The sequence below is a fragment of the bacterium genome, from assembly GCA_016873475.1.
Classification (GTDB): Bacteria; Krumholzibacteriota; Krumholzibacteriia; order JACNKJ01; family JACNKJ01; genus VGXI01.
On sequence record VGXI01000032.1, the window covers coordinates 1 to 22,344 of the forward strand.

The following is a 22,344-nucleotide window of genomic DNA, read 5'->3' on the forward strand; positions in this document are numbered from 1 at the left end:
CTCGCACGCGAGCAGGGTCTGCCCGTGATCGTGATGACGGCCTACGCGACGCTCGCCGTCGCCCTGGCCGCTCTGCGTGCGGGCGCCGCCGATCTGCTGCCCAAGCCCTTCGGCCTGCGCGAGCTGGAAGCCGCCTTCGCCCGTCTCGGCGAGAGCGAGCGGCGCCGCCCCCGCAGCGAGGCGAGCGGCGGCGGGCGCGGCCCCGCTCGGCTCATCCTCGGCTGCAGCGAGGCAATGGCCCGCGTGCACGCCCTGGCCGCCAGCGTGGCGCCAACCAAGGCGACGGTCCTGCTCACGGGCGAGAGCGGCACGGGCAAGGAACTGGTCGCGGCGGCCATCCACGCGATGAGCCGGCGCGCGCAGAGCAGCTTCGTCAAGGTCAACTGCGCGGCGATCACCGACACCCTGCTCGAGAGCACCCTCTTCGGCCACGAGAAGGGCGCCTTCACGGGCGCCATCAAGCGCACGCCCGGCAAGTTCGAGCTGGCCCAGGGCGGCACGCTGCTGCTCGACGAGATCAGCGAGATGAAGGTCGAGCTGCAGAGCAAGCTGCTGCGCGTGCTGCAGGAGCGGGAATTCGAGCTGGTCGGCGGCACGCGCACGCTGCCCGTCGATGTGCGCATCATCGCCACCTCGAATCGCAATCTGAAGGAGGCCGTGCGCAGGGGCCAGTTCCGCGACGACCTCTACTTCCGCCTGAGCGTCGTGCCCATCCACCTGCCGCCGCTGCGCGAGCACCGCGAGGACATTCCCGACCTCGTGCGCCACTTCGTGAACCAGGCGGCCAGCGAGAACGGGCTCGCGCGCCCCGAGCTGACGCCGGTCCTGCTGCGCGACCTGCAGCGCCAGACCTGGCCCGGCAACATCCGCCAGCTGCAGAACGCGGTGGAGCGGGCCGTCGTCATGGCGCAGGGCCAGCGGCTGGAGCTCGCGCACTTCCTGCTCGAGGACGACCTGCAGGCGCCGGCCCGCGGCGGCGCCGAGCTGGACGCCGAGCTGACGCTCAAGGAGATGGAGCAGCGGATGATCATGGCGAGCCTTGCCCGCTTCAGCGAGAACCGCACCCAGGCGGCCCGCCACCTGGGGATCAGCGTGCGCACGCTGCGCAACAAGCTGAACCTCTATCGCGAGCAGAACCGCCGGGCCGGCGGCGCCAGCCGCGCGGCGACGGCCTAGGAGCGCGATGCCGAAGGCCATCTACAGCGAGGGCAACCTCGACGTCCTCAAGCGGAGCCTGGACGCCTACGCCCTCCGCCAGCGGGTGATCGCCGAGAACATCGCCCAGGTGGAGACACCCGGCTACCGGGCCCGCAGCGTGAGCTTCGAGCAGGAGCTGGCCCGGGCGCTCGAGCGCGGCGACCAGTCGCTGCCGCAGCCGCAGGTGCTCGAGCGCTCGCCGCTCACGACGGACAACGGCATCAACGACGTGGACCTCGAGCAGGAGATGGCCCTGCTCGCCGAGACGAACCTGCGCCACAAGGTGACGACGCGCATCCTGGCGATGCGCTACCAGCTCCTGCGCAGCGCGATCCGCGGCCGCGGCTAAGGAGGTAGGCCATGCCCGAGGGCATCTTCGACAGCTTCAAGGTGAGCGCCCAGGGCCTCAAGGCGCAGCGCCTGCGCCTCGACGTGGCGGCGGAGAATCTCGCCAACGCCGAGACGACGCGCACGCCCGAGGGCGGGCCCTATCGCGCGAAGACGGTCGTCTTCAGCGCCAAGCCGGTGCGGCCCGCGTCGGGACGGCCCTTCGCCAGCCTGCTCGCGCAGGCCAGCGGGAGCGCGCCGCTGGTCGGCATCGGCGGGGCCGACCGTCGGCCGCCGGCCGAGCTGGTGGCCAGCGTCGCCGAGGTCGCGGAGCCCTTCACGAGCGAGTTCGCGCCCGATCACCCGGATGCCGACGAGCGGGGCGTCCTGCTCAAGCCCAACGTCGATCCGGTCACCGAGATGCTCAACCTGATCAAGGCGACGCGCGCCTACGAGGCGAACGCGACGGCCCTCGACGCGGCGAAGGAAATGATCAGCCGCGCGATCGACATCTGAGGAGTGAGCGATGAAGGAAGTCCAGCTGCGGCCGCTCGTCACGCACAACCTGCTCAAGGCCTACACGCGGCCTGAGGCGCTCGGCGGCCCCGCGCCGGCCGGGAACGGCTTCGGCGCGCTGCTGGCCGAGACGATCGGCAAGACGGCGGAGGCGCACCGGCTCGCGGCGGGCACGATTCCGGCCGCCGCGATGGATGCCGGCATCGATGTCCACCAGGTGATGATCGCCCAAGAAGAGGCGAGCATCACCTTCGAGCTGCTCATGGAAGTGCGCAACAAGCTGTTGGAAGGCTACCAGCAGCTGATGGCAATGCAGGTCTAGGCTAGCGGAAGGCGGAGCAGAAGATGGCAAGCACCTTCGGGAGAATGCGCGAGCTGTGGGGCCTGCTGGGCACGAGCCAGCGCGTGCTCTTCCTCTCGGTGGCGGGGGCCGTCCTCGCCACGCTCTTCATCTTCTTCACCTGGCTGGGGCGCGAGGAGTACACGCTCCTCTACAGCGACCTCGGTCCGGAGGAGAGCGCGCGCGTCATCGAGCTGATGCAGAAGCGGAACGTCGAGTACCGCATCACCAACGGGGGCAGCGGCCTGATGGTGCCGGCCAGCCAGATCGGCGAGCTGAAGGTCGCCATGGCCGGTGAGGGGCTGCCGACCGGCGGCATCGCCGGCTACGAGCTCTTCGACGACCAGGGCCTCGGCGTCAGCGAGTTCACGCAGAACCTGAACTATCGCCGTGCGCTCGAGGGCGAGCTGGCGCGCAGCATCAGCACGATCAGCGGCATCGAGAAGGCGCGGGTGCATCTGGTGATGCCCAAGCCGGCCCTGTTCAAGAGCGAGCAGCAGCAGCCGACGGCCAGCGTCGTGCTCAACCTGGCGCGGCCGGGCGCCCTGCGCGCCGATCAGGTGGAGGCCATCCAGCGGCTGGTGGCCGGCAGCGTGGAGTCGCTGGCCCCCGACCAGGTGACGATCCTGGACAGCTTCGGCTCGCTGCTCTCGCGCGACGGCACGAACGACGTCTCCGGACTCAGCTCGGCGCAGCTCGAGATCAAGCAGGAAGTGGAGAACTACCTCTCGCGCAAGGCGCAGAGCACCCTGGAGAGCGTGCTCGGCGGCGGCACGGCGCTCGTGCGCGTGAACGCAGACCTCGACTTCGAGAAGGTGGAGCGCACGCGCGAGATCGTCGACCCCGAGACCTCCGCGATCGTCAACGAGCAGCGCAACCAGAGCCAGCGCGAGAGCGACGGCGAGTCGACCGAGAGCTCGACCGTCCAGTACCAGTTCAACCGCATGGTGGAGAACATCGTCGGCGCGACGGGCACCATCCGGAAGCTGACGGTGGCCGTGCTGATCGACGGCGTCTACAGCGAAGGCGCCGACGGGGCGCCCGCCTACGCGCCGCGCAGCGCACAGGAACTGGAGGGCTACCGGAAGATCGTCGAGAACATCGTCGGTCTGGACGGCACGCGCGGCGACAAGATCGAGCTGCTCAACGTGCGCTTCCAGGAGAACGTGCCGCCGGTCGGCGGCGGCGTCGGGATGTGGCTCGAGCACGCGCCGCAGCTCTTCAAGGGCCTGCTCGTGGCCCTCGTCCTCGTCTTCCTGCTGCTGACCTTCCGGCGCCTGAGCGGGCAGCTCGTCGCCGGCCTCTCGGGCGCGCCGCGGAGCGGCCGCGAGACGGGCCGCGGCGGGGAGCCGAGCCGCATCGGCGCGGGCGGCAGCGCGGCGGCCGGAGTCGAGGGTCTGGCGAGCAACGCGATCGAGATGGAGCAGCAGGCCAGGGCGCTCGCGCTGGAGAAGCCCGAGGACATCGCCCAGCTGGTGCGCACCTGGATGCACGCGAGGAGCTAGCCGATGACGAGAGCCGGCAGAGAGGCCGCGACGAGCGGCGCGACGGCACCCGCGGACCTGAAGGGCGTCACGCGCGCGGCGATGCTGATGGTGGCGCTCGGCAAGGACGCCGCCTCGGAGATCACGCGCCACCTCTCGGACGAGGAACTGGCGGCGCTCTCGGCCGAGATCGCCGCGCTGGGCGCGATCTCCGCCGACAGCAAGCGCGCCGTCCTGCGCGACTTCGCCGAGACGGCACAGTCCCGCGACTTCATGGTGCAGGGCGGCGAGGAGTACGCCCGCGAGGTCCTCGTCGGCAGCCTGGGCGAGCGGCGGGCGAAGTCCATCCTCGGGCGCCTGCACGGCCAGGGCGAGGGCAGCTACTTCGGGCTGATCAACGGTGTCGATGCGCTGAGCATCGCCATGTTCCTGAAGAAGGAGCACCCGCAGACGATCGCGCTCGTGCTGAGCACCCTGCCGACGCCGCAGGCCGGCCAGATCCTCGCCGCGCTGCCCGAGGACGCGCGCACGTCCGTGGCCTACCGGATGGCGACGATCGAACGCCCGAGCCCCGAGGTGATCGCGGAGATCCAGGCCGTGCTGGGCGACTTCGTGCAAACGGAAGTGCCCGACCTCGGCGCCAAGTTCGGCGGCACCTCGCATCTGGCCAGCAGCCTGAACGAGATCGACCAGGGCGTCTGGCGCGGGATCCTCGACGGGATCGAGGACCTGGACGCCGCCGTCGCCCAGGACATCAAGAACCAGATGTTCACCTTCAGCGACCTCGTCCTGCTCGACAACAAGTCGATCCAGGCGGTCATGAAGGAGGTGGACAGCAAGGACCTCGCGCTCTCGCTGAAGGGAGCGACGCAGGAGGTCCGCGAGCTCGTCTTCGGCAACATGTCCAAGCGCGCGACGACGGCGATCCGCGAGGAGATGGACTACATGGGCCCGGTGCGCGTGAGCGAGGTCGAGGCGGCGCAGGGTCGCATCATCGACGTCGTGCGCCGACTCGAGGCCGAGGGCGCCATCTACATCGCCGGTCGGGGAGGCAAAGAGGGTGGCATCATCGAGTGAAGCCCTGCGGGCGGGCCTCGTTCTCGAGGACTTCGCCCGCCGCGGCACGGCCGCCGAACGCGCCCAGCTCGAGCGCCATCCGGCCTTCGCGGCCCTGCGCGCGGAGCTGCTCGCCGAAGGCCGGGCCGAGGGCCGGGCCGAGGCGACGGCGGCCTACGCGGCGGAGCGGGCCAGCCTCGTCGAGGGCCCGCTCGCCGCGCTCGAGCGACTGCTGGCGGGGCTGACGGCCGAGCGCGCCGCCTTCCAGCAGGAGCACGCGCGGGAGCTGCTGCGGCTGGCGCTGGCCCTCGCCCGCCGGGTTGCGCGCGTGGAGCTGCGCAGCAATCCGGCCGTGCTGGGAGCGAAGCTGCACGAGCTGCTGCCCCTGCTCGAACGGGCCGCCGGCTACCGCGTGCTCGTCAACCCCGCCGATCTCGAAGCGACCAGCCGCCTGCTCGCAGCCGAGCGGCGCACGCTCTTCGGCGACCTGCCCTTCCTGCTCAAGCCCGATCCGCGCCTGCCCGCCGGCTCGCTCGCCCTCGAGGGCGACGAAGCGCGGCTGGAGTCCATCTGCGCGGACGAGCTTGCGCGGCTCGAGCAGGAGCTCGAGCGGGCTCTCAGCGGCGCCGAGGCCTGCCATGGCGCTTGAGTTCGCGCAGGCCGCGGAGGCCGTCGCCGCCAGTGATCCCGTGCGCCGGGTCGGGCGCGTGGAGCGCGTGGTCGGCCTGCTCATCGAGGCGGCGGGCATCGCCGGCTCGGTGGGCGAGCTCTGCACGATCGAGACGGCCGCCGGCCCGCTGCCCTGCGAGGTCGTCGGCTTCCAGGCGGCGCGCCTGCTGCTGATGCCCTACCGCGCGCTCGTCGGCGTGCGGCCCGGCGATCGGGTGCTGGCCAGCGGCGCACCGCTCGCCGTCGGCGTCGGCGAGGGGCTCATCGGGCGCGTCCTCGACGGCCTCGGCCGCGTGATCGACGGCGGCGAGACGCCCTGGCTGCGCGAGCGGCGCAGCGTCCAGGCCCTCGCGCCCTCGCCGCTCAGCCGGCGCCCGATCGAAACCCAGCTCGTGACGGGCATCCGCGCGATCGATGGCCTCGCCGGCATCGGCGAGGGCCAGCGCGTGGGCATCTTCGCGGGCAGCGGCGTGGGCAAGAGCGTGCTGCTCGGGATGCTGGCCCGGCGCGCGGAGGCGGACGTCATCGTGCTCGCCCTGATCGGCGAGCGCGGCCGCGAGGTGGGGGAGTTCCTCGCGCAGGATCTCGGCGAGCAGGGCCGGACGCGCTCGGTGGTGATCGCGGTGACGAGTGACGCCTCCGCGCTCGAGAAGATCAAGGGCGCGGAGCTGGCCTTCGCCGTGGCCGAGCACTTCCGCGACCGCGGCCAGCGCGTCCTCCTGATGATGGATTCGCTCACCCGCTACGCGATGGCCCTGCGCGAGATCGGCCTCGCCACCGGCGAGCCGCCCGCGAGCAAGGGCTACACGCCGAGCGTCTTCGCGGCGCTGCCGCGGCTGCTCGAGCGCGCGGGCAGCGCCGCGCAGGGGACGATCACGGGCCTCTTCACCGTGCTGGTCGAGGGCGACGACATGGCCGATCCCGTGGCCGACACCGCGCGCTCCATCCTCGATGGCCACCTCGTGCTCAGCCGGCGCCTCGCGACGGCGGGGCAGTATCCCGCGCTGGACGTCCTCGAATCGGTGAGCCGACTCTTCACCGCCGTCGTGCCCCCGGCCGAGGTCGAGCGCGCGCGCAGCCTGCTGGCGGCGATGGCGCTCTATCGCGAGAACGAGGACCTCATCCAGATCGGCGCCTACCCGGCGGGCAGCAGCGCCGAGATCGATCGCGCGATCGCCCTCCGGCCCGGGTGGCAACGCTTCCTGCGCCAGGCCCGCGACGAGCACAGCGGGCTCGCCGCCACCCGCGCCGCGCTGGCCGCCCTGCTCGCGAGCGCGGCCTGATGGCGGCGTCCGGCTTCCGCTTTCGCCTCGAGAAGCTCCTGCGGCTGCGGCTGCGCGCCGAGCAGGATGCCGCGCGCGAAGTGGCCCGGCGCGAAGGGCCGCTGCGGGAGGCGCAGCGCGACCTCGCCGCGCTGAAGGAGGCGCGGCACCACCTGCTGTTGCGCCGCGATGCCCTGCAGCGCGAGCGGGTCGAGCCGGCCCGCCTCGAGGAGAACCGCTACCAGATCATCGCCGTCGAGCGCGGGCTGCCGCGCGCCGAGCGACGGCTTGCCGAGCGCGAGCGCGAGCTGCTGGCCGCGCGTGAGCTGCTCACCCAGCGCAGCCGCGCCCGCAAGCTGCTCGAGAAACTGGCCGAGCGGCAGGCGGCGGAGTTCGTCGCCGCCGCGGCTCAGCGTGAGCGGCGCGAGCTCGACGCTCGCCCGCAGGCCCGCCATGGCATGGCGATTGCGTTGCGCGCTCTGACTGCGGACGAGAGGTAGCTCTATGCGATCGGTCATCCTCTTCAGCTTCTTGAGCTTTATCGTCATCTTCGCGGCGACATTCCTCGTGACGGGCGTTTTCAAGGGCCTGCGCGAGAGCTACGCCGCGAAGACGGCGGCGCCCGCTGTTGCGGGTGCGGACTCGCTCAGTCTGGAGCGGAAATCTCTGCAGGCCCGGGCGGCGAATCTTGCCCGTCGCGAGGGCGAGATCGAGGACCTCCAGGAGAGTCTCGAGCTCGAGCGCGCAGTGCTCGCCGAGGAGTTCAACAAGCTGAGCGGCCTGCGCGACGGCATCCAGCTCGCAACGGGTCAGATCGAGGAAGCGCGCCTGCGCAGTCTCAAGAAGCTCGCGAAAGTCTACGAGGCGATGCCGGCCAGGGAAGCGGCCGCCATCCTCAGCGGCATGGACGTCGACATCGTGCTCGAGATCCTCCGCAACATGAAGGAGCGGCCGGCGGCGCAGGTGCTCGCCGCGCTCGACCCCGGTCGCGCCGCGGCGCTCAGCAACATGCTCAGCGCCCAGAAGGAGAACTGATGGACCTGATGATGCTGCTCGGTCCCACTGCGGGGGATAGCGCGGCGCCGACGCGTCGCGGTGACGGCAAGCAGGCGGCGGGGGCAGCCGGCGCGCTCTTCCACGGCCTGCTCGCGGGGGCGACCACGCGCGACGAACGGCAGCCGGCCGAGACTGTCGGCGCGATCACTCCCTTGGCCCTGGGCGGCGGGGACGCCGAGGCGCCGAGCGATGCGCAGGACCCCGAGCTGGTCTCAGCGACCGCGCAAGCCTCCGTCGAGGACGCCGATGAAACCGAGACCGGCGCGATCGGCGACGAGGCGAAGATCCTCGCCGGCGGCGGCGATGTCCCGCTCGCGACGCTCAGCCCCACGGCCACGAGTGCTCCGCTGAGCCCGCAGTTCACGCTGACCCCCCTGCCCGATCCCTTGAGCGAGTCGCCGCTGACCCTGCCCACGCTGCAGGGGCCGCCGCTGGGCCCGAGCCTGAGTGCGCCGTCGGCGCTGCCGAGTCTGGGTCCGGCCGGCGACGCGGCCTTGCTCGCCAGCGCGGCGAAGCCGGGCAGCCCCGCGAGCGAGGGGGCGCGCGTTGAAGCGACGCTCGCGCAGCCCGGCGAGCAGCCCGCCGCGGTCGGCACTGCGCCGGGTGCGAGCGCCGACATGGCGCGCGCGACGGACGGGAGCGGCGCGCCGCCGGCGAGCCTCCCGGAGCTGCCAGCGGGCGCGTCGAAGGCAAGGGCTGTTGCCGCGGCGGTCCAGCCCGACCGCCTCCAGGCGCAGCGCGCCGGGCAGGCGCAGCCGGGCGCCGCAACGGCGACGCCGGCGACTGCCGGCAGCGAGGCCGCGAACCTTGCGGCGCCGACCCGGAACGACGCGGCTCTCCGCCGCAGCGTGCGCCAGACGGCGGGAAGAACGAGCGTGGCCGCGCCGCGCGGCGACGCGCGCGCCAAGGCGGCGCCGACTGGCCCCGCCCTGCCGGGCGTCGCCCTCACGGCGAGCGAGAGCCCGCAGACGAGCGCGCAGTCGCCTGGCGAGGCGCAGCCCGAGCCGGCGCGCGCGGCCGGAGACGGCGCGGCGCGCCCGGCCCCGACGACCGCGCCGAGCGCGGCGCGCGAAGCGCAGACCCCGGCGATGGCCCTCGCGGGCGAAGCGCCGGTGAGCGCGTCGAGCGAGGGCCTCGACGCGGCGCCGGCGCCGGCCGAGAGTGCGCCGCTGCCTGTCCGCGAGTTGCCGGAGCGGACCTTGCGCGTGCTCAGCGAGCTGCGCGGGGACGGCGAAACGCACTACCGCGCCGAGCTTCAGCTGGACCCGCCGGCGCTCGGTCCCCTGCGTCTCGAGGTCGAGCTCGACGGCGAGGGGCGGCGCAGCTTGACGCGCTTCACGGTGGAGACGCCGGCTGCGCACGAGCAGCTCCAGGCCGAGCTGCCGCGCCTGCGCGCGCTGCTCGCCGAGCAGGGCCTCGGCGACGCCCGGGTGGAGCTGCAACTGCGGCAGGGCGGCCACCAGGGCCAGCCCCGGGGTGAGGGCCAGTCACGATCCTGGCGGGAGGGCCTGCGCGCAGAGCGCGAGGCGTCCGCCTCCACCAGCACCTGGCGCAGCGGCCACGACGGCCTCATCGACCTGCGCGCCTGAGAGGTGACCGATGAGCACAACGATCGCTGATCTCGGTCTCAACACCGCGCTGGGCTTCGGCAGCAACGCCGCCGGCAGCGCCGAGCTCGGGAAGGACGAGTTCCTGCAGCTCCTCGTCACGCAGCTCAAGCACCAGAATCCGATGGAGCCGACGAGCAACGAGGACTTCATCGCGCAGCTGGCCACCTTCGCCAGCCTGGAGCAGCTGCAGGACATCAACACCGGCACCCAGACCGGGATCCTGATGCAGCAGAGCGTCACCAATGCGCTCTCGACCAGCTTGATCGGCAAGGACGTGCTCCTGGACACAAGCACGATCAGCCTCGCTGACGGCGGCGCGAACGACTTCCTCGTCGATCTCGACGGGGAGGGCTTCCTGACGGTGGCGGTCAAGAATGCGGACGGCGACGTCGTGCGCACGCTGAGGCTCGAAGGCGAGGACGGCCTGCCTCTGGCGGCCGGCGAGCACCAGTTCACCTGGGACGGCAAGGACGACGCGGGCGCCACGGTGCCGGACGGGGATTACACCGTCACGGTCACGGCCAAGGATGGCAACGGTGTGGACGTCGCCGCCCGCACCTGGCTGCGCGGTCACGTGGAGGGCGTGCGCTTCTCGGAAGGCGTGGCCTACGTCGTCGTGGGGGACATGGAATTCACGCTCGCGGACGTGATCGAGATCCGCGAAGCCGCCGTGGGCCGCCTGGCGAACAGCCTGACGGCGGACTAGCGCAAAGCAATCGAGACGCTTGATTCGAGGGAGGTTAGGAGCATGCTGAGAAGTCTCTTCGCGGGCGTGTCTGGGCTGATCAACCACCAGACGAAGCTCGATGTGATCGGCAACAACATCGCCAACATCAACACGATCGGCTTCAAGACGGGGCGCGTTTCCTTCCAGGAGATGCTCAACCAGACCGTCAGCGGCGCCAGCCGCGCCGATGCGGGGCAGGGCGGTCGCAACGCGATCCAGGTCGGCCTCGGCATGACCGTCGCCTCGGTGGACACCCTGCAGACCCAGGGCAACCTCCAGGCCACGGGCAACATGTTCGACCTCGCGTTCCAGGGGGAGGGCTTCTTCGTCGTGAAGTCGGGGCAGGCGCTCAACTTCACGCGCTCGGGCAACTTCGCGCTGGACGGCTACGGCAACCTGGTCGCCCAGGCGAGCGGCTCGATCGTGCAGGGCTACCTGCCGGATGCCTCCGGCGAGATCCGCGAGAGCAGCACGCTCTCGGACATCGTCGTCGACCGCTCTCGGGTCGTGCGCGCCTCGGCCTCGAGCTACATTGCGCTTGCGGGCAACCTCAAGGCGAACGCCGAGGCCTTGCCCACGATCACGGAGTCGGAGCGCTTCCTGAAGCTGGCCGACGCGAGCACCGCGCTCATCGACGCCTCGCAGCGCAGCTTCGGCGCCGACCTCAACGTGCGCACGGGCGATGTGATCAATGTGAGCGGCCTGGTCGGCACGGACGTGATCAGCGGCTCGCTGACCGTCACCGACACGATGACGATCCAGGATGTCATGACCTTCTTGAACGGCGCGCTGACGGCGACGAGCCCGACCTATCCGCCCGGCTCGGTGACGCTGGTCGACGGCGTGATCAGGGTGGCGGGGCATCCGGCGGCGGGCAACGACGTCCACGACCTGCGCCTTAGCATCAACGGCAATCCGGAGTTCAACTCCGCCTTCACCTTCGACGCCTTGATCGAGGGCGGCGTGGGCGACACCGCCATCATGCACCAGACCTTGATGCAGGCCGCCGAAGCGGGCGACCTCATCGTCGACCTCTACAACGGGGACGGCGAACCCCTGAACGGGCCGGACAGCGAGTACAACATCCTCGGCACCACGCTCAGCCTGCAGGCCTACGTCGGCGGCGAGGCGCACGCGCCGAGCGACTTCACCGTGACCGCCGCCTCCACGCTGCAGGATCTGATGAACGCGATCCAGTCGGTCACCGGCATCTCCGAGTACGGCGACGCGGGCATCGAGTTCACGGACGCGGGCCGCATCCGCATCACGGGCAACGCCGGCCTGAGCAACGCGCTGGACAGCCTGACGATCGGCGACGCCAGCTCGACGACCACCTTCGGCAACACCTTCATCTTCACCGAGCTGCAATCGGCGAAGGATGCCGAGATCCATCCCGTCAGCGCGGACATCTTCGACAGCTTCGGCATGAAGCACCACCTGACGATCAACTTCCGCAAGCCGGCCACCGACTCGGGCACCATCGAGTGGTACTGGGAAGCGACGATCGACGGCACGAGCGCCATCGCCAGCGGCGATCGCGGCCGCCTGATCTTCAACCCGGACGGCGAGCTGGTCAGCTTCTCCTTCGACGACGGCAGCGGCTCGCTGCGCATCGATCCCGGCAACGGCGCCAGCCCGATCGACCTGCAGATCCGTAGCGCGGTCGGCTCGAGCTCGCTGACGCAGACGGCCGGCGCCTCGACGGCGAAGATCATCGCGGTGGACGGCTACGAGTCGGGCGTTCTCGAGAGCGTGCTCGTGGACGAGCGGGGCGTCATCGTCGGCCAGTTCTCCAACGGCGTCTCGGAGGACCTGGCGCAGATCGCGGTCGCCCAGTTCTCGAACGCGGCCGGTCTCGCCCGCCAGGGCGCGAATCTCTACTCCGAGAGCGCGAACTCGGGCCGCTCCCTGATCGGCACGATCAGCGGCTCGGTGGTCAACCGCATCACGCCGGGCGCCCTGGAGATGAGCAACGTGAATCTGGCGCAGGAATTCACGGAGATGATCACCGCGCAGCGCGGCTTCCAGGCCAGCGCGCGAATCATCAGCACCGGCGACGAGATGCTCACCGAGCTGGTGAACATCAAGCGCTAGCCGAGGGAGTAGGGGGCCATGATCCAGCTCACGAAGCTGAACGGGCAGGCGGTGATGGTCAACGCGGACCTCGTGGAGATGCTCGAGGAGACGCCCGAGTGCCTCCTCTTCCTGACCACGGGGCGGCGCCTCCTGGTCCGCGAGTCGCTCGCCGCGGTGCGGGCGGCCATCCTCGCCTACCGGCGCGAGCTGGGGCGCGCCTACCCGGTGCCAACCGGCGGCCCGGACTACAGCCCGCAGGACCTGAGCGAGAGCTAGGCCGGCGGTGGTCGGAAACACGCCAGGGGCCGCGGCGGGCAGCGCCGCCCGCTCCTGGGCCGGCCGCGCATGGGCGCGGGCGGTAGGGGACAGCGGCGGCGGCAGCGCCGGCGCGCGGCGGCAGCGCCGAGAGCTCTGGAGGACGCGAAGTGGCTGAAGAGACGAAGGATACCCAGGAGAGCGCGCCGGGCGCGGCGGCGACAGGCGGCAAGCGCGGCAAGCTGCCCAAGCTCGTCGTCATGCTGGGCGGGATCGTCGTGGCGCAACTGGCGATGGCGCTGGCCCTGGCACATTTCGTGATCCTGCCCCGCTTGCCGGGCCACGGCGCGGCCGACAGCAGTGCCGCCCACGCGAAGGCCGAGCAAGGGGAGAAGAAGGCTGACCACGGCGAGAAGAAGGCTGGCCGCGGCGAAAAGAAGGGCGGCCACGGGGAGACGAAGGGCGGCCAGGGCGAGGCGCAGGGGAGCATCGTGCTCATGGAGAGCGTCGTCGTCAATCTGCAGGGCAACGAGCGCACGCACTTCTTGAAGGTGGCGCCCGGGCTCGAAGTGGGCAGCCCCGAGACTGCGGCCGAGATCGAGGAGCGGATGCCGGAACTGCGCGACCTGGTGATCAGCCACTTCGGCAGCCGCGGCGTCGACGAAGTGATCGGCCGCGAAGGGCGCGAGCGTGTCAAGCAGGCGCTCCTGGCGGACATCAACGGACGGCTGCACGCCGGCCAGGTCCTGAACATCTACTTCAGCGATTTCGTGGTGCAGTAGACGGGAGTCGACACGGTGGAACTCGAGGAGCGCACGAACGAGGAGCTGGCGACGACGCCCGACGCGGCGCTGCCGCCGGCGTCGAGCGCCGACGCGCTCGCGCTCGCGGAGGATGCGGTGCTCTCCCGCCGGGGCCGGCGCGTGCTGCCGCAAGCCTACGACTTCCGCCGGCCGGTGCAGCTTTCGAAGGCCCTCGTGCGCAGCCTGAGCATCGCCGGCGAGAGCTACGCGAAGCTGCTGGCGATCTCGCTCGGCAACACGCTGCGCCTGCCGGTGACCGTCTCCGCGCAGCCCCTGCGCCAGCAGGCCTTCGACGAGCACGCGCGGGGGCTCGCCAACCCCACCTGCCTCGGCATCGTCGAGCTGCCGCCGCTCAAGAGCCCCTGCCTGCTCGACATCGACGTCAAGCTCGTCTTCGCGATGATCGAGAAGCTGCTCGGCAGCGCGGGCACCGCCACCGATCTGAAGCGGGAGTTCACGGCGATCGAGGCGCGCATCGCGCGCAAGCTGCTGCAGCGACTACTCGGCGATCTACGCGAGGCGATGCAGCGCCTGCTCGCGGTCGCGCCGAACCTGAAGGCGATCGAGCACAACCCGGAGTACACCTACATCCTGAGCGCGGGCGAGCCTTGCATCGTGCTGCCCTTCGCCATCGAGATCGGCGACCTGGGCGGCCAGCTCAGCCTCTGCCTCTCGCTGACGAGCCTGGATGCGGAACTGAGCGGCGACGGCGCCGCGCCCAACCGCGATGCGCGCGGCGCCGAGGAGCGCCGCGAGGACAGCCGGCGCCTGGCGCTGGTCCTGGACAGCACCCGCGCGGAGGTCGTGGCCGAGCTGGCCCGCCTGCCGCTGCCGCTGGCGCAACTGCGGCAGCTCGCGGAAGGCAGCATCATTGGTCTGCGCAAGCAGGTCGATGAGCCGCTCAAGGTGACGGTGGGCGGGTCGCCGCTCTTCCTCGCCAAGATGGGCCGCTCGCACAGCAAATCGGCGATCAAGATCACGCGCGTCCTCCGGCCGCGGGAGAACCCGCTGGGGGGCGCGCTCGACGGACAGCACCTGTCAAACGAGGGCAAGCGATGAGCGACGAGACTACCCTGCAGGACCCCGCGGCCCCCGCGGCCCCCGCGGCGCCCCCGGCACGGCCCAAGCCGATCGCCAAGGCGGCCGACCTGCCGGCCTTCAGCGCCGGCATGGACAGCAAGCCGGCCGCGAGCGTCGGCGAGAGCCAGGCCAGCGGCCTCGCGCTGCTGCGCGACGTCAGCCTGGAGCTCACCGTGGAGCTGGGTCGTACGCGCCTGAGCATCGGCGAGATCATGGAGCTCGGCCAGGGCTCGGTGATCGAGCTCGACAAGCTGGCCGGCGAGCCCGTGGACCTGCGCGTCAACGGCGTGCTGCTCGCCACGGGCGAAGTCATCGTGCTCGACGACGTCTTCGGCGTGCGCATCACGCGCCTGCTGGGCCGCGTCGATCGCCTGGATACCTTCGGCGACTAGGAGGCCCTCATGCGCCGGCACAACTGGCTGCGCTCCCCCTTCACGCTCGCCGCCGGCGCCTTCGCCGGACTCGGCCTGATCGCGCTGCTGCCCGCCGGGGAAACCGTGGCGCCGGGCGCGGCGATGCTGCGTCTGCTCTTTGCGCTCGTCGGGATCATCGCCCTCGCGCTCGGGCTCGCGCCCGCGCTGCGGCGGCTGCCGACGGCGCGCGGTGGGCAGGGCCAGCGCTTGCGCTGCGAGGAGCAGCTCGCGCTGGACGCCCGCCACCGGGTCGCCCTTCTCAGCGTGGACGGCCGCGAGCTGCTCATCAGCCTGCAGGCCGACGGCAGCCGCCTGCTGCTGGACCTCGGCGAGCGCGGCGAGACCGCCCAGCCGGTGGCCACGGAGTTCAAGCGCCTGCTCGCCGAGCGCCGCGGCATCTGAGTCGCCGGCCAGTTTCTCGCCAGGCCGGCGCAGCGCGCCGGCCGCCCCCTCCCGCAGCTACTCCGCATCCCCTGATCATATAGCGACTTGCCTGCGCCCTCCGGTCTTCGCGCCGAGCGGCGCCCGGCACGGGGCTTGATGAACAGGGTCTGGATCCCAGCGGAGGAGTTCGCAGTGCGCAATTTCCAGCCGATCGCTTTCGTCCTGATCGCGCTCGTCGTCCTCGCCGCCGCGGCGCCGGCCCAGGCGCTCAGCGTGCCGCCGGTCAAGTTCAGCATCGGCGAGGGCACGCCCAGCGGCGGCGGACTCGGCGCCGCGCTCCAGATCATGCTCGGCCTGACCGTGCTCTCCCTCGCGCCGGCGATCCTGCTCTTGATGACGAGCTTCACGCGCATCGTCGTCGTGCTCGGTTTCCTGCGCCAGGCGCTCGGCACCCAGCAGATGCCGCCCAACCAGCTGATCATCGGCCTCGCGCTCTTCCTGACCGCGGCCGTGATGAGCCCGGTCATCGACGAGATCCGCAGCGAGGCGGTCGCGCCCTACATGGCGGACGAGATCGACGACGCCGAGGCCCTGCGCCGCGGCATCGCGCCGCTCAAGGTGTTCATGCTCAAGCAGACGCAGGACAAGGATCTCGCCCTCTTCCTCGGCATCGGCAATCGCCCGCAGCCCGAAGCGCGCCTGGACACCCCGCTGACGGTGGTGGTGCCGGCCTTCGTGCTCAGCGAGCTGAAGCGCGCCTTCCAGATCGGCTTCGTGCTCTTCGTGCCCTTCCTGGTCATCGACATGGTGGTCTCCTCGATCCTGATGAGCATGGGCATGATGATGCTGCCGCCGGTCATGATCTCACTGCCCTTCAAGGTGCTGCTGTTCGTGCTCGTGGACGGCTGGAATCTCGTCGTCCAGAGCCTCATCCGCTCGTTCGGCTAGGAGGCAAGCGTGAGCGAACAACTCGTGCTCGACCTGGGCCGGCAGGCCCTCGTGACGACCCTGATGGTGGGCGGCCCCATGCTGGCGGCGGCCCTCGTGATCGGTCTGCTGGTCAGCGTGTTCCAGGCCGTCACGCAGATCAACGAGATGACGATGACCTTCGTGCCCAAGATCGTGGGCATCCTAGTGGTGGGCTTGATCACCCTGCCCTGGGTCCTGCAGGTGATGCTCGGCTTCACCCGACAGGTCTTCACGATGATCGAGCGGCTGTGAGGCGTCCGTGAGCTGGCCGGTCATCGAAACCCAGAGCGTCGTGCTCTTCATGCTGATCCTCGCCCGCACGGCGGCCTTCTTCGCCGTCTTCCCGGGCATGGGGGGCGGCGCGGTGCCGATGCGTCTCAAGGCCGGCGTCGCGGCGACGTTCAGCGCGTTGCTCTTCACGGCGGTGCCGGCGCCGGCTCTCCTGCCGACCGACCCCTTCGCGCAGGTGCTGCTCGTACTGCGCGAGTCGATCGTCGGCCTTCTGCTCGGCTCCCTCGTGAACTTCCTCTTCATGGCGGCGCAGTTCGGCGGCGAGATCGTCGGCGTCCAGTCGGGTCTGGCGGCGGCGGGCATCTACGATCCGAGCACTCAGGAGACCGTCGGCGTCTACGGGCGCTTCTACTACATCGTCGCGCTGCTGCTCTTTCTCAGCCTGGACCTGCACCATCCCTTCCTGCGCGGCCTCGGGCGTTCCTTCTCGCTGCTGCCGGTCGGGGAGTTCGGGATCGCGCCGGCGGGCTTCCTGCAGTGGGCGAAGCTCTCCGGGCAGGTCTTCACGCTGGCGCTGCGCCTGAGCATGCCCGTGATCGCCGCGCTCCTGCTCCTCGACCTGGCGCTGGGCTTCCTCAGCCGGCTCGTGCCGCAGATGAACATCTTCATCGTCGGCTTTCCGCTCAAGATCGTGGCGGCGCTGGCCGTGCTCGCCCTCGGCCTGCGGACCGTCGGGCCCCTGCTCACGGCGGCCGGCGACCGTCTGGCCGTGGACTTCCACTCCCTCCTGACCTGGATGCGCTGAGATGGCCGATACGGGACAGGAACGGACCGAGCTCGCCACCCCACGCCGGCGCCGCGAGGCGCGCGAACGGGGTCAGGTGGCGCGCAGCGTCGAGCTGAGCAGCTTCCTCGTGCTGCTCGCCTCGCTGCTCGCGCTGGCCGCGCTGGCGCCCCAGCTCGGCCGCGGGCTGGGACGCTTCCTCGTCGGCGGCATCGACGCCGCTTTCACCGTGAGCCTGGACGCGGGCACGCTGCCCATCCTCTCGCGCCTGTGGGTCGGCGAGGCGCTGCGCCTGCTCGCCCCGCTCTGGCTGATCCTGCTCGTCGTCGGCATCGCGGCCTCTGTGGCCCAGGTCGGCTTCAGCGTCAACGGCGCGCTGCTCGCGCCAAAGCCGGAGCGCATCGATCCGCTGGCCGGCTTCCGCCGGCTCTTCAGCAAGCGCAGCGGCTTCGAGCTGGCGAAGAGCCTCGTCAAGATGGCGATGCTGCTGGCGATCACCTGGTGGACGCTCTCCGGCCGGGCCGAGGCGATCATCGGCCTCTCCGGGCTGGAGCTGGGGCCCGCCCTGGCCGTGCTCGGCAAGACGGCCCTCCTGCTCGCGGGACGTTTGATCCTGCTGCTCGTCGTGCTCGCCGGCGCCGATTACGCCTTCCAGCGCTGGCAGCACGAGCAGGACATCATGATGACGCCGCAGGAGCTGAAAGAGGAGTACAAGGAGACCGAGGGCGATCCGCTGCTCAAGTCCCGCCTGCGCGCCCTACAGCGCGAGCTCTCGCTGCGGCGCATGATGGAGGACGTCAAGCGCGCAGATGTCGTCGTCACCAACCCGACGCACTTCGCCGTCGCCCTGTCCTACAAGGAGGAGGAAGGCGCGCCCCGCGTGCTCGCCAAGGGCGCCGACCTGGTGGCGGCCCGCATCCGCGAGACGGCCCAGGCCGCCAAGGTGCCGGTGGTCGAGAACGCGCCGCTCGCGCGCGCGCTCTTCGCCGAGTGCGAGGTGGGCGACAGGATCCCGCTCAAGCTCTTCCAGGCCGTGGCCGAGCTGCTCGCCTACGTCTACCGCCTGCGCCCGCGCGGCGCCGGGGCCGGGGCCTAAGGGAGGCGGGCGATGAGCGAACTGCTGCGCGCGGAGCGGCTGGACGGCATCCTGAGGGGGAACGCCAACATCCTCGTCGGCGTCTCGCTGATCGGCATCCTCGCCGTGATGGTGCTGCTGCTGCCGGCGCCGCTGCTGGACCTGCTGCTCTCCTTCAACCTGACCTTCGCGCTGATCATCCTGATGGTGACCTTCTACATCAAGGATCCGCTCAGCGTGTCGGTGTTCCCGACCCTCCTGCTCTTCCTGACCCTCTTCCGGCTCGCGCTCAACGTCGCCTCGACACGCCTGATCCTGCTCAACGGCTACGCGGGCAAGGTGATCGAGTCCTTCGGCAGCTTCGTCGTCGGCGGCAATCCCGTGGTCGGCATGGTCGTCTTCCTGATCCTGGTGATCATCCAGTTCATCGTGATCACCAAGGGCGCCGGCCGCGTGGCCGAGGTGGCCGCGCGCTTCACCCTTGACGCGATGCCCGGCAAGCAGATGGCGATCGACGCCGATCTCAACGCCGGGCTGATCGACGAGGGCGAGGCGCGGCGCCGGCGCGAGCGGATCGGCGAGGAGGCCGACTTCTTCGGCGCCATGGACGGTGCGAGCAAGTTCGTGCGCGGCGACGCCATCGCCGGGATCGTGATCATCGTCGTCAACATTCTCGGCGGCTTCGTGATCGGCGTCGCCCAGCACGGGATGGGCCTGGCCGAGGCCCTGCGCACCTACACGCTGCTCACGGTGGGCGACGGTCTCGTCTCGCAGATCCCGGCGCTGATCATCTCGGTCAGCTCGGGCATCGTCGTCACCCGCGGACGCAGCCGCAACGAGCTGGGCGATGACGTCGTCAGCCAGCTTTTTAGCCAGCCGCGCGCGCTGGCGATCGCGGCGGGCGCGCTCGGCGTCCTCGGCATCGTGCCGGGCCTGCCCCACCTTCCCTTCCTCGCGCTCGCGGGCCTGAGTGGCTTCGGTGCCTGGCGCCTGCGGCGGCCCGCGGCGGAGACGGCGCCCGCGGAAGCGGCGGCCGCCCCGGCCGCGCCCGGGGAAACGCTGGAGGATCGCGCCCTCTTCCAGGTCGATCGCCTCGAGCTGGAGATCGGCTACGGGCTCATCCCGCTCGCCGATGCCGCGCGCCGCGGCAACCTGATCGAGCGCGTGACGGCCATCCGCCGCCAGCAGGCGACAGAGCTCGGCCTCTACGTGAGCCCGGTGCGCATCCGCGACAACATCCATCTGAAGCCGAACGAGTACGCGATCAAGCTCAAGGGCGTGGAGCTCGAGCGAGGCGAGATCCTGCCCGGGCACCTGCTCTGCATCGCGGGGCCCGAGGAGCGCGCGGGCCTGCCCGGCATCGAGACGGTCGAGCCGGCCTTCGGCCTCTCGGCGCTCTGGGTGCCCGAGGCCGCGCGTGAGCTGGCCAATGACCGCGGCCTGACTCTCGTCGAGCCGCCGGCCGTGATCAGCACGCACCTCGCCGAGATCCTGCGCCGCCACGCGGACGAGATCATGAGCCGCGAGGACGTCAAGCGCCTCGTCGACGGCGTCCGCGAGCTCGCGCCCTCGCTCATCGACGAACTGGTGCCGGGCCAGATCAAGCTCGGCTTCCTGCAGCAGATCCTCGCCAACCTGCTGCACGAGCGGGTGCCGATTCGCGACCTCGTGACGATCCTCGAGACGGTGGGGGACAACCTCGGCCAGAGCCACAACGCCGACTACCTCTCGGAGAAGGTGCGCGAGGCGCTGGGTCGCGCGATCATCCGCGAGCACCTCGACGAGCGCGGTAGCCTTGCCGTGCTCACTTTCGACCACGCCGCCGAGGAGCTCTTCCTCGGCGCGCTCAAGCAGTACGGTGAGACGGGCGGCATCTTTCTGCCGCCCGAAATCGCCGAACGCTTCCAGTCGCAGCTGCGCGCCGCCGTCGAGCGTCTCACGCGCCGCGGCTACTCGCCGGTGATCCTGGTCACGAGCCCGATCCGGCTCCTGCTGAAGCGCTACACGGAGATCTTCCTGCCCGGCCTGACGGTCCTGGCCTTCGGCGAAGTGCCCGCCGGGACCGAGGTCAATGCCCTGGGGATGGTGAGCCTTGACGACGCAAACTGAGCAGACGGTCGTCGCTCGCGACTTGCGCAGCGCGCTGCGCCTGGTTCGCGAGCGTTTCGGTGCCGACGCGCTGATCCTGGAGACGCGAAGCCGGCAGCGGCCGCTGGCGGGCGCGCTGCGGATGGCCGAGGAGATCGAGGTGCGCGTGGCGCTGCCCGGCGCCGCGGGGCGGATGAGCGAGCCCGGGACGCCGCTCGCGGCCGAGATCGCTCGCCTCGAGTCCCTGCTGGCGGTCGTCGAGACCGAGCTGGATGCCCGCGAGAGCGGGCGCTATCCGCTCGCGACGCCGCTGGGCGAGCTGGGCCTCCTGCCCGAGACGCTGGCGCGACTGGCCGCCGATCACGCCGAGGAGGTGCCGCCCGTCGAGCAGGCGAAGCACGGTCCGGCCCTCGATCGGCTCGCGCTCGCCCTGCCCTGTCTGGAGGCGATGGCCGTGGCCGACCTGCGCGGCTACCACGCGCTGCTCGGCGCGCCCGGCGTCGGGCGCAGCGCCCTGGCGGCGAAGCTCTGCGCACGGGCCGCGGCGGCCGGCGCCAGCGCCGTCCACATCGCCCTCGCGCCCGCGCACGGCGGCGAGCGCCACCGGCTGGAGGCCCTCGCCATCGCCGGCGGCCACGAGGCCGTGCTCGCTCCGGATGCCGGCGGGCTCTGCGAGGCGCTGCGCTTCTTCGAGCGGCGGGATCTCGTGATCGTGGACATGCCGGCTTTCAGCCTCGACCAGCGGGCGCTGCTGGAGCGCGCCGCCGCCCAGGCCGGCGTGCCGATGCTGCTCCGGCACGCGGTGCTGGCCGCCGACGGCTGGGCCCGCTTCGCGCCCGGCCTCCAGGAGGCCGCGCACTACCTGGCGATCACGCGCGTCGATCTCGCCGATCCGCTGCGTCTCGCCCTCGACCTCACGCGCGATGGCGCGCCGCTGCTCTCCTTCGTCGCCGGCGGCACCGCGCTGGGCTCGACGCTGGAGCTGGCCCAGCCGGCCGGCCTGCTCGCGGGGCTGCGGAGCAGCCTGCGACCAGTCCGCGCCGAAGCGGGAGCTGGTCGATGAGCGCCATGCAGCGGCTCAACCTCCTGGCGGCGATGCTGGCCTTCCTCTACAGCGCCTGGCGCGGCTGGCCGCTCCTGCTCGGGCTCCAGAAGGCCCTCATCGCCTACTTGGCGGTCTTCGGTGCCCAGATCTTGATCATTCTGGCCCTGCTGCGCCTGTCGCGCGCGCGGTCCCCGCGCGGCGAAGCCGGGGTTGGTGGGGGGCCTGGAGCCGACCGGCACCAGCCCTAGCGGGGGTCCCGTGGCACAGATGCTGCAAGGAAGCATGGGCGTGCTGAACACCGCGGGCACCGCGCGGAGCAACTAGCGGAAGGGACGCGGACACTTGGACAAAGCGCAGCCGTTGTGGGACTCGTATCACCGCGCGCGATCGCCTCGGGACCGCGAGCGACTGATCGTGCACTACCTGGGACTGGTCAAGTACGTTGCAGGACGACTGGCCGCCGGCCTCCCGGATTCGGTCGAGATGGACGATCTCGTCGGCGCCGGCATGATCGGCCTGATGAAGGCCGTCGAAGGCTACGATCCGGCCAAGGAAGTGAAGTTCGAGACCTACTCGATTCCCCGCATTCGCGGCGCCATGCTCGACGAGCTGCGCAATCAGGACTGGTTTCCCCGCTCGGTGCGTCGCAAGGCGAAGCGCATCGACGCCGCCATCCACGAGCTGGAGATCCGCCTCGGTCGCAGTCCCCGCGACACGGAGCTGGCCAATCACCTGCGGCTGGACATGGACGACTTCTACCGCCTGGTGGGCGAGGTTTCCCAGTCCAGCCTGCTCTCGATCGAGGAGGAGCTGCGCGTCGGCAAGGACGGCACCTATGCGTCCGTGCGCGAGATCCTCTCGGATCTGCGCGTGCCGAGCGCTTACGATCGCCTGCGG

At 71.1% G+C, this 22,344-nt stretch carries 26 protein-coding genes; all 26 read left to right on the forward strand.

Annotated elements, in window-relative coordinates:
- Window positions 1–1,176: sigma-54-dependent Fis family transcriptional regulator (locus FJ251_04555; protein ID MBM4117003.1), on the forward strand; the 1,176-nt coding region annotated here is incomplete at its 5' end.
- Between the two features lie 7 nt (window positions 1,177–1,183).
- Window positions 1,184–1,546, forward strand: coding sequence for a flagellar basal body rod protein FlgB (flgB, locus tag FJ251_04560; protein ID MBM4117004.1), 363 nt, complete (start codon window positions 1,184–1,186; stop codon window positions 1,544–1,546).
- A gap of 11 nt (window positions 1,547–1,557) precedes the next feature.
- Complete coding sequence (flgC, locus tag FJ251_04565) at window positions 1,558–2,040, forward strand: flagellar basal body rod protein FlgC (protein ID MBM4117005.1); 483 nt, start codon at window positions 1,558–1,560, stop codon at window positions 2,038–2,040.
- A gap of 10 nt (window positions 2,041–2,050) precedes the next feature.
- Window positions 2,051–2,362, forward strand: a complete 312-nt coding sequence (locus FJ251_04570) for a flagellar hook-basal body complex protein FliE (protein ID MBM4117006.1) — start codon at window positions 2,051–2,053, stop codon at window positions 2,360–2,362.
- Window positions 2,363–2,385: 23 nt separating this feature from the next.
- Window positions 2,386–3,885 carry a flagellar M-ring protein FliF gene (gene fliF / locus FJ251_04575; GenBank protein ID MBM4117007.1) on the forward strand — a complete coding sequence of 500 codons (1,500 nt, stop codon included), beginning with the start codon at window positions 2,386–2,388 and terminating at the stop codon, window positions 3,883–3,885.
- A gap of 3 nt (window positions 3,886–3,888) precedes the next feature.
- Window positions 3,889–4,941, forward strand: coding sequence for a flagellar motor switch protein FliG (gene fliG / locus FJ251_04580; GenBank protein ID MBM4117008.1), 1,053 nt, complete (start codon window positions 3,889–3,891; stop codon window positions 4,939–4,941).
- On the forward strand, window positions 4,925–5,569 hold the full coding sequence (locus FJ251_04585; protein MBM4117009.1) for a hypothetical protein: 645 nt from the start codon (window positions 4,925–4,927) through the stop codon (window positions 5,567–5,569). The genes fliG and FJ251_04585 overlap by 17 nt, the downstream gene beginning before the upstream one ends.
- On the forward strand, window positions 5,559–6,872 hold the full coding sequence (locus FJ251_04590; GenBank protein ID MBM4117010.1) for a FliI/YscN family ATPase: 1,314 nt from the start codon (window positions 5,559–5,561) through the stop codon (window positions 6,870–6,872). The genes FJ251_04585 and FJ251_04590 overlap by 11 nt, the downstream gene beginning before the upstream one ends.
- Window positions 6,872–7,351, forward strand: coding sequence for a hypothetical protein (locus tag FJ251_04595; GenBank protein MBM4117011.1), 480 nt, complete (start codon window positions 6,872–6,874; stop codon window positions 7,349–7,351). The genes FJ251_04590 and FJ251_04595 overlap by 1 nt, the downstream gene beginning before the upstream one ends.
- A gap of 4 nt (window positions 7,352–7,355) precedes the next feature.
- Window positions 7,356–7,886, forward strand: a complete 531-nt coding sequence (locus FJ251_04600) for a hypothetical protein (protein MBM4117012.1) — start codon at window positions 7,356–7,358, stop codon at window positions 7,884–7,886.
- A complete protein-coding gene (locus FJ251_04605) occupies window positions 7,886–9,496 on the forward strand; it encodes a hypothetical protein (protein MBM4117013.1) in 1,611 nt (536 codons plus the stop codon). The genes FJ251_04600 and FJ251_04605 overlap by 1 nt, the downstream gene beginning before the upstream one ends.
- Window positions 9,497–9,506: 10 nt before the next feature.
- Window positions 9,507–10,223: a flagellar hook assembly protein FlgD gene (locus FJ251_04610; GenBank protein ID MBM4117014.1), complete on the forward strand. Its 717-nt coding sequence runs from the start codon at window positions 9,507–9,509 to the stop codon at window positions 10,221–10,223.
- A 42-nt stretch (window positions 10,224–10,265) separates the two neighbouring features.
- Window positions 10,266–12,338, forward strand: coding sequence for a flagellar hook-basal body complex protein (locus FJ251_04615; protein MBM4117015.1), 2,073 nt, complete (start codon window positions 10,266–10,268; stop codon window positions 12,336–12,338).
- A gap of 18 nt (window positions 12,339–12,356) precedes the next feature.
- Window positions 12,357–12,596, forward strand: coding sequence for a flagellar protein FlbD (locus FJ251_04620; protein MBM4117016.1), 240 nt, complete (start codon window positions 12,357–12,359; stop codon window positions 12,594–12,596).
- Between the two features lie 149 nt (window positions 12,597–12,745).
- On the forward strand, window positions 12,746–13,357 hold the full coding sequence (locus FJ251_04625; protein ID MBM4117017.1) for a flagellar basal body-associated FliL family protein: 612 nt from the start codon (window positions 12,746–12,748) through the stop codon (window positions 13,355–13,357).
- Window positions 13,358–13,372: 15 nt separating this feature from the next.
- The gene (locus FJ251_04630) at window positions 13,373–14,437 is read left to right on the forward strand and encodes a hypothetical protein (protein ID MBM4117018.1); all 1,065 of its coding nucleotides are present in this window, start codon (window positions 13,373–13,375) and stop codon (window positions 14,435–14,437) included.
- Entirely contained in the window at window positions 14,434–14,850 is a 417-nt protein-coding gene (gene fliN / locus FJ251_04635; GenBank protein MBM4117019.1) for a flagellar motor switch protein FliN, read from the forward strand. Before FJ251_04630 ends, fliN begins: the two co-directional genes overlap by 4 nt.
- 9 nt (window positions 14,851–14,859) lie before the next feature.
- A complete protein-coding gene (locus FJ251_04640) occupies window positions 14,860–15,273 on the forward strand; it encodes a flagellar biosynthetic protein FliO (GenBank protein MBM4117020.1) in 414 nt (137 codons plus the stop codon).
- 138 nt (window positions 15,274–15,411) lie between these two features.
- Entirely contained in the window at window positions 15,412–16,203 is a 792-nt protein-coding gene (fliP, locus tag FJ251_04645; GenBank protein MBM4117021.1) for a flagellar type III secretion system pore protein FliP, read from the forward strand.
- A 9-nt stretch (window positions 16,204–16,212) separates the two neighbouring features.
- Entirely contained in the window at window positions 16,213–16,476 is a 264-nt protein-coding gene (gene fliQ / locus FJ251_04650; protein ID MBM4117022.1) for a flagellar biosynthesis protein FliQ, read from the forward strand.
- Window positions 16,477–16,483: 7 nt separating this feature from the next.
- Window positions 16,484–17,260: a flagellar biosynthetic protein FliR gene (gene fliR / locus FJ251_04655; GenBank protein MBM4117023.1), complete on the forward strand. Its 777-nt coding sequence runs from the start codon at window positions 16,484–16,486 to the stop codon at window positions 17,258–17,260.
- Window position 17,261: 1 nt separating this feature from the next.
- Complete coding sequence (gene flhB / locus FJ251_04660) at window positions 17,262–18,335, forward strand: flagellar biosynthesis protein FlhB (protein MBM4117024.1); 1,074 nt, start codon at window positions 17,262–17,264, stop codon at window positions 18,333–18,335.
- A gap of 12 nt (window positions 18,336–18,347) precedes the next feature.
- Complete coding sequence (gene flhA / locus FJ251_04665; protein MBM4117025.1) at window positions 18,348–20,423, forward strand: flagellar biosynthesis protein FlhA; 2,076 nt, start codon at window positions 18,348–18,350, stop codon at window positions 20,421–20,423.
- On the forward strand, window positions 20,407–21,465 hold the full coding sequence (locus FJ251_04670) for a hypothetical protein (protein MBM4117026.1): 1,059 nt from the start codon (window positions 20,407–20,409) through the stop codon (window positions 21,463–21,465). The genes flhA and FJ251_04670 overlap by 17 nt, the downstream gene beginning before the upstream one ends.
- Window positions 21,462–21,695 (forward strand): hypothetical protein, encoded by a 234-nt coding sequence (locus FJ251_04675; GenBank protein MBM4117027.1) that lies wholly within the window; start codon window positions 21,462–21,464, stop codon window positions 21,693–21,695. Before FJ251_04670 ends, FJ251_04675 begins: the two co-directional genes overlap by 4 nt.
- 94 nt (window positions 21,696–21,789) lie before the next feature.
- A partial coding sequence (locus tag FJ251_04680; GenBank protein MBM4117028.1) for a sigma-70 family RNA polymerase sigma factor occupies window positions 21,790–22,344 on the forward strand: 555 nt, incomplete at its 3' end.